The sequence below is a fragment of the Helicobacter cinaedi CCUG 18818 = ATCC BAA-847 genome (assembly GCF_000155475.1).
In the GTDB taxonomy this organism is placed as follows: domain Bacteria; phylum Campylobacterota; class Campylobacteria; order Campylobacterales; family Helicobacteraceae; genus Helicobacter_C; species Helicobacter_C cinaedi.
This window is the reverse complement of sequence record NZ_DS990391.1, coordinates 753,483-766,272: the sequence shown is the minus strand read 5'-3', so window position 1 is coordinate 766,272 and position 12,790 is coordinate 753,483. Positions and strand designations below refer to the sequence as shown.

Genomic DNA, 12,790 nt, shown 5'->3' with positions numbered 1-12,790 from the left:
TGTCATAAATATTTTCCTCTTAAAATATCTAAAAATAACTGATTTCTATTTTCCGCATCGTAAATTAAAGAACTATAATCCATAAAATTAACTATCGTATTATTAGCCTGATTATATTTGTAACAAATAGGAAAGTTAGTGCTTGTGTATATCTGATTGTAATCATCATTGATAAGATCTCTCAATATTTCTTCACTAAACTTTAAAAAACCGTAAGCCCAAATTCTTAAACCCTTTTGTGCATATGCCTCATTGATATAGGAAGCATAGCTTAATATCTGACGCTTTGCTTTTGGAAAATAATCCCTATCATTTTCTGGCTTTTTAAATTCTATCAATAAAATATCAGTAATTTTCTCTTTTTCATAAGTATTTGAAATGATACTTAATAAATCAGGTCTTTCTATGTTTTTATGCAGCTCTGGAAAAATATCTTTAATCTGTATGTCGCTAAAAATTTTATCATAGCACATAAATCTATCATCAAATAACCAAACATTATTAGTTCTATAGTTTTTTTTATCATCAAATGTTTTTTTAGGCATAAATAAATTATGGATTTCAGCTTCTACACTCCCTTTATCAACAGAGTTTTTTAATTTTTGGATTAATTTATCCCTATCAAACACATATTCAGCCAATTCCGTTTGTGTTACTTTAGCTAATTTAGCTTCATAATTTGTTTTTACCTTATTATTATCATCTCTTAAAAAATCCTTATCATCATTAAATTCTTTTTTTGCATTTTCTAACATATCATTTACATTGAATTCATTCCTATTTTCAAAATATACTCCGAGATAAGGTGATTCTTTAATTGATTGTTTTCTATTTTCTTTAATTGTATTTTCTACATCAAAATTATGTTCCACATAAATTGTTTTGAGCTGATTTTCTAATTCATCGTGTATATCATTCCAACTCAAATCCTCAAATTCAAGCGAATTTTTTCGTTTGGGATAAATTTGCAATTCATTTCTTTCATCATTAACATTTTTATCAAAATAATCGGATTCTAAAATATAAAATATTCTTAAATCTTTTTCTTTTGGCAAATTATATTTACTTTCTTGGTTTAAATCTGAATTTTTTATAACAACCCTATTATTTGCAACATAAAATCCTTCATTTCTAAAATCACTTTCCCCAAAAATATATGATATGCTAAAAGAATAATTTTTAATTTTAAATTCTTTCTTTTCAAAATCTGGTATTTCAATACTCTTAACACTATCTACACATTCATCGTTTCTATAAATATCTATTTTAATATCCCTGTTTTCTATCTTAAAATAAGCCAGAAAATGCTCTTTGATTTGTTTTTTAATCTTAGAAAAATCAACCGAAAAATTATCTTTTGGATTTGATAAAATCACTTTAGTTTTATCAAAAAAATCTTGCTCCTTAGGCTCTGTCATACCATTATAGGCAAAATCAAATTCTTTATTTTTACTTACAACTTTTACGCTTTTAAAAAGTTTAAGATATATAAATCTTCCTATACCCTTACAGCCTAATGATTTTTTATAATTACTACGATATTCCCCAAAAGACTTCAAATTGTCCTCATTAAAGCCATCACCATTATCAATCACTTCAATTTTATCTACATAGGGAGTTATGTTTTTATTGTCTAAGCTGGAGGCTATAATTTTAAACTCAATATATGTGGCATTTGCTTGCATTGCATTTACTATTAATTCAAATATCACATTCTCAAGCTTGACATTTTTTAATTGATCTACAACCTCTGGTATATTTATTTTCATCACAATTTCTCCCACCACAAAAGATTTTTAAGCTTTGGGTATGTATGTAAGTCAATTTGGTCTAGCGATACAATATCGCCATTGTCAAACTCACAAGATTCTATGTCTTTAGAATCTAAAAATAATCGCTTGATTTTTAGCCCTTGTAAGTTTGCTAAAGTGTGGAATAAATCAAATTCTTTTCTATATCCGCTCATATCTAGTGTGATTGTTTCGCCCTTATTAAGCTTTTTAATGAGTTTGCGGGATTTTCTGTAATCAATGATTTTTTGTGCTTTTTGATAATCTTTAGCAGGGTAAATGCTTTGACTATCTTTATAAGTTGCTGTGCATTGTGCTTCTTTGTCATATTGAGGCGAAGCCGAAATATCTCTTTTAGATTCTATATTTTTAGATACTTCAGCTAACGCTTCAGTATGACAAGAAAAAGGCTTAGTATATTTGGAATCTATAAGCACATATTCACATTCTTTTAATGCTTCTTCATAGGATTCCAACTCATAGTATCTAAATGCCCCACCGCCTTGATAATTGCACTCTTTGCTAATCCCGCTTTGGAATCCTGCGATAACTTTTTTAAGGCGTGGGATAATGACTTTATAAAAATGCTCTCCCATTTCAATGCCAAGCCATTTACGCCCTAGCTTTTGTGCGGTAGCTAAACTCGTCCCACTTCCTGCAAAGAAGTCTAAAATTATAGAATCTTGATTGCTAGCTATTTCACAAATTCTTTTTAAAAGTTTTTCGGGTTTTGGGGTATCAAAAAGCTTGTCGTCAAATAAGGCTAAAATCTCTTTTGCAGCGTCTTGATTATGTCCTACTTCTTTATGTTTCCAAATCGTAAGCGGTGTAATGCCATCTTTCACTTCACTTAAAAATCTTTTAATTCTAGGCACAGAATCTCCACCATTAAAATAAATTCTATTATCCTTTAAATATTCCTCAAATGTTTCTTTTGAAAGTCTCCAAGAATAACCTTTTGGCGGTAAAATTTTTCTACCACTAGGCAGAGTAATTTCATAAATATTCGCTTCTACTGCAGGTCCTACACTCATATCACCACTTGTCCAAATACCTCTTGGGTCGTTATCGGGGTTTTTGTATCTTGCGTTTGCTTCCTCTGTTCGTGGTAATGGGTTTAACAATGTTTTATCAATATTTTTTGAATAGACGCTAATAAAATCGTGGTTGGGAGAAAAATCCTTCCTTAAATTAACAGCAGAAAAAACTTTTTCCCATATTATATTTGCCATAAAATTCCCTTCCCCAAATATCTCATCGCATAAAATTTTAAGTCTTGCTTGTTCATTATCATCTATGCTTATAAAAATGCTTCCGCTATCCTTTAAAAATTCCCTTGCTAATTCTAAGCGATTAGCTATCATTGAAAGCCACGATGAGTGATTGAATTTATCACTATAAATAAAGCCGTCATTGCCTGTATTGTAAGGCGGATCAATATAAATTAAATCCACCTTGCCTTGATATTTTGGCATTAGGGAATTTAAGGCTTGAAAATTATCTGCCTTTATTAGCTCACCATTAAGAATAGATTCTATATCATCAAACACGCTTAGAATCTTGTATTTTATCTCTTTGCTAAAATGCTTTGTATCAAGGGGCAAATAGCGGTATTTGTCGTTTGTAGATTCTTTAGTTACATTTTGTGTTTTTTTGTCATATTGAGGCGAAGCCGAAATATCTTTTTGTAAGTTTGTCATATTGAGTGGCAGCGAAATATCTTTTTTAGTTTCTGTATTTTTAGATACTTCAGCTAACGCTTCAGTATGACAAGAAAAAGATTTAGTATGGTGGAGAGAATATTGAAATTGATAAGTATAACAAAAATCCATAAAGGCTTCTTTGCTAAAACTCTCATCAATAAGCCCTAAATCCTGCCATTCTTTGATTTGAGATTCAAAGCCTTTGTCCTTACATATAGAATCTAAAAGGGCTGTATTATGCAAATAAGCATTAGTAGAATCTTGGCATTCTAAGGATTGAGATGAGAAATCGGCGTTTTCAAGTGAGCCAACAAGAAGCTTACTAGTCGTAAGTGCCGCAGTTGGCGAACGCAGAATCGCCGATTTATCACTCAATACTGAATGCCTTAAAATCAAATCAAAGCTAAAGACATAATTTACCGCTTTGACAAATTTAGGCTTTAACCACACAGCCTTTAGCTCATCTTCAAAATCGCCTATAAGCCCTATTATTTCTAAGGCGATATTGCGAATCCTTTGTAAATGTGAAATGGATTTTACACTCCATTCTTGAAACTCGCTGTCTTTATAGAGATAATGATAAAACCACAAGTCAAACTGCTCTTGTAAAAATGCCCTTGCATTTTTATGGATAAAAAAATCAACTTCATTTTGCTTTTTATAACTTGTAAAAAGCTTTTTTATGGTCGCTTCATCTAGGGGGAATTTATGTGCTTTTAGGGATTTTATAAAATCTTCGCTCAACTCATTGCTATTTTCTTTAAACACAGCATTAAATTCTGGGAATAAATCCTTTTGACTTAAAATCTTGATATAAATGGTGGGTATAGAATCTTGTTTATCTGTGCTTGTTTGCTCGATTTTATCAAGTTTGAAAATAAGCTTTCGCTTGGTATTATCAGCGTTTTGCGTATATTCACTTGTATCAAAGTGGATTTGGGCTAGCTCGTTTTCATCGCTTAAAGTAAGGCTAGTATAAAGCGTATCACTTTTGACATAGTATAAATCTTTTGTTTTATAAAAAAGGCTTGTATCTTTGGAATTGGTATAGACTTTTGCATAAATATTTTTATACAGCGGTGTATCGTGGAAAAATGGCGTGCCTGTATCATTAAGATAGCTATCAAAGAAAGTGTAAAGCTTGTTGTAAATATCGTGTGAGTTAAAATCATCATTTGGGATAGCAGAATCTAGGTAGGCTTTTATGTGAGAGAAATACTGCTCTTTTATGCTTAAAAGATTGCTAAAACCGCTTTGTGCGTTGCTTGTATTGCTTTGTGTATTTTGTGCTGTATGAGCCTTTTCATAGGCTTTTATCTTTGCACCCAGATAACATTCCTCTAATTTGCTATAAAATGCTTTTTTGTAGTCCATTATTTGCCTTTGTGTTTTTATGTGCTTTTTGTTAGGTATAAAGCTTAGTAAAACTTCCCCATATCTTGCTTAAGCGATTTATTTTGTATTGCGATTCTCTACTTTCTCCCATCTTCTAGCACTTTTAAATTGCCATTAGATTCTATCTCGCAGACGATGTATGGGAGTCCTTGAGCGTTTAATTCTTGCATAAAGGGGTCGGGGTCGTTTTGCTCCATATTCCACACGCCACTACCACTACTAGAATCTATCCCCTGATGCTCTCCACCTTTTGGCATATCGGCGTTGAGTTTTAGTCGCTCTACATTGTAGGATTCTATGCTAGAAGCTCCACTGCGTTCAGTATGGCAAGGGGCAGAATCCACTTTTTGAGATTCTACTTTAGAGTCTTTTTTGGAATCTTGGCATTCTAAGATTGTGCTGCTAGTTTGGCGGTTGTCAAGAAAATCGCGATTGAGCTTACTAGAGGTAAGTGATTGAGCGATTTTCGCAGACTCCGCCGAAATAGCAGTACAAGCTAAATGCCCCTTAGGCGCATTTAGCCCCCATTTATCTTCACAGATGAGCTTTGCTCCAATCATCGCTGGCACACCTGTGGTATAGCTCACACCTTGCGCATTGACTTCTTTATAACACGCCTCGTGATCGCAAATATTATAGATATAAATCGTGCGTTCTTTGCCGTCTTTCACGCCCTTCATATAGCAGCCAATGTGCGTTTGCCCCTTTGTGCGAGAGGCTAGACTTGCAGGATCTGGCAAAAGTGTTTTTAGCACTTCAATAGGCACGATTTTGCCACCCTTGTGTGCCACCTCATCAATGCGTAAAAAGCCGATGTTCTCTAAGCATTTCATATGCGTGAGATAGCTCTCGCCAAAAGTCATAAAAAAGCGGATTTTTCGCAAACCTTTGATATTGCGGATAAGCGATTCTAACTCTTCGTGGTAAAGCAAATAGCTATTTTTCACGCCAACTTCTGGGTAGTCCCACTCTTTCATCAAAGCTAGGGGCGCAATATCTCGCCACTGCCCCCCTGCGTATGGAAATTCAGCTTTTTGCGATAAAGGTGCAATTGTTCGCTCACAAGCGGCGTCATTACCGCTTAGGTAACTCCTTGCTTGTTCGCTCCAAAACACACCTTTCTCATCAAAAATCTTAGAATTTCCTTCTTTTTGTTGCTCTCTTTGTGCTTCTTTTGTCTCCACTTCTGCTCGCCAATGCTTTTCTTCTCGCTCAAACTTGCGGTAGATAGTATCTTGTTTTAAGTCTGGATTTAAGGCTAAGTCAGCTTGTGAAACAAGTCTATTTGATTCCACATTAGAATCCTTAATATCTTTTACCCAATATCTCGCCTTTGAACTCACTTCCCTTAGATTGATTTCAGGGTTAAAGTTTGTCGCAAACGCATAGCCGTGATCCCCCGCATTGCAGTCCAAAATATCAATGCTATGTATCTCATCAAAATAATGCTTTTGTGCGTAAGCACAAAACACATTAGTAACGCCCGGGTCAAAGCCACTGCCAAGCAGTGCAAAAATCCCTGCTTGTTTATAGCGTGTATCATACGCCCACTGCTCCTTATACTCAAAATGCGCTGAATCTGGATGCTCGTAATTTGCCGTGTCTAAATAATGCGTTTTTGTGCGAAGACACGCTTCCATAACGCTCAAGTCTTGGTAAGGCAATGCGACATTTACCACAAGCTTTGGGCGATATTTTTCAATCAAAGCCATCACAGATTCTACGCTATCAGCATCGACAGAATCTATCTCAATCCCACCTAAGCCTTTTTGGCGGATAGAATCTGCTATCGCTTGGCATTTGCTAAGGGTGCGAGAAGCTAAGATAATGCGAGTAAAACTCTCCCTATTCATCGCCATTTTATGCGCTACCACACCGCCAACTCCACCTGCACCAATCTGTAAAACACAAGCCATAATTGCTCCTTATGTAGATATTTTCTAATACGCCATTTCATACGATTTTATACGAGTGGCTGAATTATACACAATTTCATTCAATTATGACTACAAAACCCTTAGCATTAGGTTTTTACACCCACTTATCGGTTTGTAAGATTTTTGTAATGTTTATGCTATGATTGCGTCTTTATTCCACATTTGATAAGGATTAGCAATGCTCCTATCTCAAGCCACAAGCACAGCTTTCAAAGGCTATCTTACCTTGCAAAATACCATACAAAATGACTTTGAACTTAGCGGTATCGCCCCATTAGAATCTGCCACCCACACGCAAATAAGCTACATAGATCAGGATAAATATATCTCTTCTCTTGCAGATTCACAAGCTGGAGCGGTGCTTATCCGCAAAGAGTTAGAATCACAAGTGCCTAGCCACATTCAGCCCCTTATCGTAACAAATCCACATCTTGCCTTTGCTCTGCTTTCACATCTCTTTGCCTCAAGCGATTTTAGTCAGCAGACACAGGGCAGTATCCACCCAAGCGTGAAACTAGCCCCCAATGTCAGCATAGGAGAAAACTCTAGCATAGGGCAAGATTCTAGCCTTATGCCCGGCGTGGTAATAGGCGATAATGTCCGCATTGGCAAAAACTGCAAAATCTACCCAAATGTTGTAATTTATGGCAATACACATATCGGCGATAATGTCATTATCCACGCTGGAAGTATCATCGGCTGCGATGGCTTTGGCTACGCACATACCGATAAGGGAGAGCATATCAAAATCACACATAATGGCAGAGTGGTGATTGAAGATGATGTAGAGATTGGAGCGAATAATACCATTGATAGGGCGGTGTTTGGAGAGACGATTATCAAAAAAGGAGCAAAGATTGATAATCTCGTGCAAATTGGGCATAACTGCGTCATTGGCGAACATAGCATTCTTGTCTCGCAAGTGGGCTTGGCTGGATCTACCACAACCGGACGCAATGTCATCTTTGGCGGACAAGCCGGGACAGGAGGGCATATCCATATCGGCGATTTTGTGCAAGTAGCTGGAAGGGGAGCGGTAGGCAAAAATCTCCCTGCCAACACAAAATGGGGCGGACATCCGCTTATGGAGCTTGATGAGTGGATGAAATTTTATGTCTCTTTACGCAGAATGTTAAAAAAATCCACGCCACGCTAAATTTTTTAGAATCTTTTGAAAAAAGTTAAAGAAATAGCAAGATTTCTAGTATAGAATAAATCCACATTCACAATTTACAAAGGAGCGTTATGCAAAAATGGAATGCTTTTGATACCCGCTGGATGCTCTCTCTCTTTGGCACGGCAGTAGGAGCTGGGATCTTATATCTGCCTATTAAGGCTGGAGGCGGTGGCTTTTGGCCTGTTGTAGTGATGTGTTTTGTCATCTTTCCTATGGTGTATTTGAGCCACAGAGCGTTAAGTCGCTTTGTCTGTCAAGCAAATGGTAATGACAGAGACATCACTCACGCCGCAGAAGAGTATTTTGGACGCAATGTGAGTGTGTTTATCTCTATTTTGTATTTCTTTGCGATTTTCCCTATTTGCTTGGCGTATTGTGTAGGGATTACAAACACATTTGAAAGCTTTATTTACAATCAGCTTTTGCCCCTGCTAGATTCTAATGGCTCTCTAGCTATGTTTATCAGCTCTATTTACACAACCGAACTCAATGACAAAGGCACACAAGTAGCACATTTGCTGCCATTATGGCGGGCGATTTTGGTATTTTTAGGTGTAAGTGCGTTTATGTTGATTATGCTTTTTAGCGAAGAGTTTATTACCAAAGTATGCGAATGGCTTGTGTATCCGCTGTGTGCGATACTTTTTCTCTTTTCGCTCTATCTTATCCCGCACTGGAATCTAGGCAGTTTAAGCGAAGTGCCAAATGTTAAAGAGTTTCTTACAATCGTGTGGCTTACCCTACCTGTGCTTGTCTTTAGCTTTAATCACTCTCCGGCGATTTCTACATTTTCTTTGAGTGTGAAGCGTGAGTATGGGGATCATTCTGTGGCAAAAGCAAATCAAATTCTATTCCGCACGGCTACTATGTTGCTAATTTTTGTGATGTTTTTTGTCTTTTCTTGTGTGCTTTGTCTAAGTCCAGCGGAGCTTACAGAAGCGAGAGTGCAAAATATCCCTGTGCTATCCTACTTTGCTAATAAGCTTGATAATCCTATCATCTCTTATGGCGGTCCTTTGATAGCATTTTTGGCGATTTCTAGCTCATTTTTTGGGCATTATTTTGGAGCGCGTGAAGGAGCGTATGGTATCGTGCGTAAGTGCTGTAAAATCGTAGGGAATGAAACTCCAAACCTGAAAGTCATAGCTGTGGCAAGCACAAGTGTGATGTATGTGGTAATGCTTGTTGTAGCCTATATCAATCCTAGTGTGCTTGGCTTTATTGAAGACTTAGGCGGCCCAATCATCGCAGCGATTTTATTCCTTATGCCAATCATCGCTATTTATAGCGTGTCAAAAATGAAGCAGTTCAAAAACCCAGCCCTAGATGCCTTTGTGTTTATCACAGGGCTTTTGACAATCTTCACCGTGGCTTATAAGCTTATCGCTTAACACTTCTCTCTAGATTCTATCCCTTAGAATCTAGAGCAAATCATTAAGTGCAATAAATCAGTTTAAAAGCGTTGTGAGAAATTGAGACAGATAAATTTGCGACAAGGTAACTTCGCGTAGCAAAGCAACCCTGCATTTATAAAAGTGTCAAAAAAATACAGAATCTTAATCTTGTTTTTCTTGCTTTTCGGTGTGAGTGATGTTTAGCATAATAAACTTGTAGCACACATAAATCACCACAGGCCACAAGACAAGCATAAAAATTGAAGTTCCCATTGTGTTTCTCCTTACAATATTCCTAAGATTCTAATAGGCGTGAGTGTCATTACTCATCTCTTCTTTTGTGATTTTAACTCTATCCATTGCACGCCACACATACGCAATATAAGCCAACACAAAAGGCACAAGCAGGGAGACATAGCCCATTACTGAAAGTGTATAATAGCTTGAAGAGGCATTTTGTATGGTGAGAGAGCTTTGCAAATCAGCAATGGAAGGATAAAATGCACTATTGCCTAAGCCAACATTTAAAAACACCATCATCACTACAAGCACACTGCCTAGCCCAAGCGGAAAAATACCCTTTGTGCTACGCTTAAAGACATTAAGAAAAATCCCAAATAGCACCGCCACCATACCAAGCAATAGCCCCACAATCAAATAAGGCTGGGATAAAAAGTTATGTAAATACACATAAGATTCTAAGCTTACCTTGCCATCTTCACCCACATAGAATCCACTTTTAAAGCATATCCACGCTAAAAAGCCCAAAATACAAGGCAAAAACGCTAAAGTCGCTACAAACATAGCCAATCTTGCGCGTTTAGCAATAATCTCATCATTGATATTATTGAGAAAATAACTCGCTCCCAGAATCTGGCTTAAAAACACCAAACTTAAGCCCAAGAGATAGTTTGCCGGCTCAAGCAATGCCTCAAGCCCCCTACTTGCCTTGCTCCATTTTACAAAATTTCGTGAATCTAGCACAAAATGTGAGCCGCTAAAAAATGTGCTTACCGCCACACCGATTAAAAACACGCCAAATACACCATTAATCCACAAAAAGATTTCATACACCTTTGAGCCAAGTAGATTCCCTTCTTTTTTGCGATATTCATAGCTTACCGCCTGAATAATAAAGCAAAATAAAATTGCCAACCACACCCAATACGCTCCGCCAAAACTTACACTATAAAACAATGGAAATGCCGCAAAACACGCTCCACCAAATAGCACCAATGTGGTAAATCCTAGCTCCCACTTTCGCCCCAAAGAATTGATAAGCATAGTCTTTTCTAGCTCATCTTTTGCGATGATATGCAATAAACTCTGCCCGCCTTGCACAAAAAACATAAACACCAAAAGTCCGCCAAGCAGACTTACAATAATCCACCAATAAATTTGTAGCCCACTCAATTCAAGTCCAAAAAACATCACTTGCCCCCTTTATGCGTAGAATCCACGCTATGCTCTTCCACAAAGCCTTTTTTAATGCTTTTAATCATAATGCCAATCTCCGCACAAAGCAAAGTCGTAAAAAGAAACGCAAAAATAAAGAATGAGACTTGAATATGCACACTTGAAAGGTGCGTAGCGGCAATACCCACAGGGAGCAAGTCTTGTATCGCCCAAGGCTGCCGCCCAACTTCGGCGATAATCCACCCCGCTTCTGCGGCGATATAGCCAAAAGGTATAGCAATAACACAAAGCCACAGAATCTTGCGAAACTGCACGACATTATTTGCCATTGCCAAGTAAAGCACAACGATAAATAGCACAAAAAATGCACTTCCCAAAGCCACCATTATGTGAAAACTATAAAATGTCAAAGCAATCGGCGGAATAGCATCTTCGGGCTTTTCTAAATACCCATAGCCAAAGTTTGGCATATTAGATTCTAAAATCCCACGATTAAAATTCATCGCTTCGGTATCATTTTGTGCTTTTGCTTCCTTGTAGTCTTTGAGAGCTGAAAGGGCTAGTTTGCCACTTTGGATTCTAGAATCTATGCCGGTTATGCCTTGCTTTTCATTGCCGTGCAATAAGTCTTCAATACCCGGCACAAAGCTATTTGGACTGCGATTGCCAAGGATTGAAAGCGCATAAGGAATAGTAATATCAAATAGGAATACTTCCTTTTCATCGCCGGGTTTTTTATCGGGGTTTAAGATTCCAAATGCGGTGATTCCTGCTCTATGCTCTCCTTGGTAAATGCCCTCCATTGCGGCAAGTTTCATCGGCTGATGTTGTGTTACACGATAAGCACTCTCATCACCACTAAAGAATAAAAACATTGAAGTGATAAGCCCAAAACTCGCCCCCACAATTAAGCTCTTTTTCGCCTCACTTATAAATCTCCCCCTTAAAAGATACAAGGCAGAAATCCCCATTACAAAAAGAGCAGAGATAACATAGCCACTTGCCACAGTGTGTAAAAACTTTGAAACAGCCACGGGTGAAAGTGCTACTTCAGCAAAGCTACTCATTTCATTTCGTGCAGTATCAGGATTAAAAATCGTGCCAATGGGGTATTGCATCCAGCCATTTGCCACAAGAATCCAAAAGGCTGAAAGATTGCTGCCAATAGCTACAAACCAAGTAGAGAGTAAATGGAATTTTTTAGAGACTTTATCCCAGCCAAAAAACATTACGGCAAAGAAAGTAGCCTCCAAGAAAAATGCCATAATGCCTTCAACCGCTAAAGGTGCGCCAAAAATATCGCCCACAAACCAGCTGTAATTCGCCCAATTCGTGCCAAACTCAAACTCCATAATGATACCCGTAGCCACGCCAATGGCAAAATTTATCGCAAAAAGTGTAAGCCAAAAACGCGTGATTTTACGCCATTGTGGATTATCTGTTTTGACATAGATAGTCTCCATTATCGCCACAATAAAAGAAAGTCCCAAAGTCAAAGGCACAAACAAAAAATGATATAACGCCGTCAAAGCAAACTGTGCTCTCGCCCAATCCACACTTGCAAGTTCATTTACCATATCCATAACAACTCCTTAAGGTTTTGTGGGGGATTGTGTGAAGTTATGTGAAGGTGCAAGATTCTGTATAGGTCTCTGTGATTGCGTGAGATTATCCAAAACAAAGGCACTTTTTTCTTCAAAATCGCCCATTTGTGAAAGATTCTTATCATATACAAAAACCTTTAGCACGGCAAAAATCACAATGAGTTTAATAAAAATGACTTTCCATAGAATCTTGCCGACTTTTAGATTTTTAAATCCATCGACATAGAGCAGCAAAGCCTTTTTGAAAAACCCCACACAAACCTCCAGATTTCACACTTCATTTTTTTATGCCTTTGTAACCCCATAGCACAAAATGCAAGAGTGATTGTATCAAATTTTATACGGCTTTGAAAATGGTAAAATGTGCGTTTTTT

8 protein-coding genes are annotated in these 12,790 nt (G+C 37.2%); 2 read left to right on the top strand and 6 right to left on the bottom strand.

Annotated elements, in window-relative coordinates:
• Window positions 1-2 precede the first annotated feature (2 nt).
• The 3 genes from HCCG_RS03935 to HCCG_RS03925 form a co-directional block, all read right to left on the bottom strand.
• Window positions 3-1,769 carry an ATP-binding protein gene (locus tag HCCG_RS03935; RefSeq protein WP_015453193.1) on the bottom strand — a complete coding sequence of 589 codons (1,767 nt, stop codon included), beginning with the start codon at window positions 1,767-1,769 and terminating at the stop codon, window positions 3-5.
• Entirely contained in the window at window positions 1,769-4,867 is a 3,099-nt protein-coding gene (locus tag HCCG_RS03930) for a site-specific DNA-methyltransferase (RefSeq protein WP_015453192.1), read from the bottom strand. The genes HCCG_RS03935 and HCCG_RS03930 overlap by 1 nt, the downstream gene beginning before the upstream one ends.
• Window positions 4,868-4,965: 98 nt before the next feature.
• Complete coding sequence (locus HCCG_RS03925; protein ID WP_002956133.1) at window positions 4,966-6,804, bottom strand: saccharopine dehydrogenase family protein; 1,839 nt, start codon at window positions 6,802-6,804, stop codon at window positions 4,966-4,968.
• A gap of 199 nt (window positions 6,805-7,003) precedes the next feature.
• On the opposite strand from HCCG_RS03925, the gene lpxD reads away from it, so the two are divergent.
• Together lpxD and HCCG_RS03915 are read left to right on the top strand one after the other, a co-directional pair.
• Window positions 7,004-7,981 carry a UDP-3-O-(3-hydroxymyristoyl)glucosamine N-acyltransferase gene (lpxD, locus tag HCCG_RS03920; RefSeq protein WP_002956132.1) on the top strand — a complete coding sequence of 326 codons (978 nt, stop codon included), beginning with the start codon at window positions 7,004-7,006 and terminating at the stop codon, window positions 7,979-7,981.
• Window positions 7,982-8,070: 89 nt separating this feature from the next.
• Window positions 8,071-9,393, top strand: coding sequence for an aromatic amino acid transport family protein (locus tag HCCG_RS03915; protein ID WP_002956131.1), 1,323 nt, complete (start codon window positions 8,071-8,073; stop codon window positions 9,391-9,393).
• A gap of 306 nt (window positions 9,394-9,699) precedes the next feature.
• Here HCCG_RS03915 and cydB read toward each other — a convergent pair whose 3' ends face one another.
• The 3 genes from cydB to HCCG_RS03900 are packed head-to-tail and all read right to left on the bottom strand — an operon-like array spanning window position 9,700 to window position 12,671.
• Window positions 9,700-10,827 carry a cytochrome d ubiquinol oxidase subunit II gene (cydB, locus tag HCCG_RS03910; protein WP_002956130.1) on the bottom strand — a complete coding sequence of 376 codons (1,128 nt, stop codon included), beginning with the start codon at window positions 10,825-10,827 and terminating at the stop codon, window positions 9,700-9,702.
• Window positions 10,827-12,389 (bottom strand): cytochrome ubiquinol oxidase subunit I, encoded by a 1,563-nt coding sequence (locus HCCG_RS03905; RefSeq protein WP_002956129.1) that lies wholly within the window; start codon window positions 12,387-12,389, stop codon window positions 10,827-10,829. The genes cydB and HCCG_RS03905 overlap by 1 nt, the downstream gene beginning before the upstream one ends.
• A gap of 15 nt (window positions 12,390-12,404) precedes the next feature.
• A complete protein-coding gene (locus tag HCCG_RS03900; protein ID WP_002956128.1) occupies window positions 12,405-12,671 on the bottom strand; it encodes a DUF4492 domain-containing protein in 267 nt (88 codons plus the stop codon).
• Between the last annotated feature and the right edge of the window lie 119 nt (window positions 12,672-12,790).

Excerpts from the sequence above, each read along its gene's own strand:
- HCCG_RS03905 (WP_002956129.1), bottom strand. The coding sequence starts at position 12,389 with ATGGTAAATGAACTTGCAAGTGTGGATTGGGCGAGAGCACAGTTTGCT.
- HCCG_RS03925 (WP_002956133.1), bottom strand. The coding sequence starts at position 6,804 with ATGGCTTGTGTTTTACAGATTGGTGCAGGTGGAGTTGGCGGTGTGGTA.
- HCCG_RS03915 (WP_002956131.1), top strand. The coding sequence starts at position 8,071 with ATGCAAAAATGGAATGCTTTTGATACCCGCTGGATGCTCTCTCTCTTT.
- HCCG_RS03930 (WP_015453192.1), bottom strand. The coding sequence starts at position 4,867 with ATGGACTACAAAAAAGCATTTTATAGCAAATTAGAGGAATGTTATCTG.
- cydB (WP_002956130.1), bottom strand. The coding sequence starts at position 10,827 with ATGTTTTTTGGACTTGAATTGAGTGGGCTACAAATTTATTGGTGGATT.
- lpxD (WP_002956132.1), top strand. The coding sequence starts at position 7,004 with ATGCTCCTATCTCAAGCCACAAGCACAGCTTTCAAAGGCTATCTTACC.
- HCCG_RS03935 (WP_015453193.1), bottom strand. The coding sequence starts at position 1,769 with ATGAAAATAAATATACCAGAGGTTGTAGATCAATTAAAAAATGTCAAG.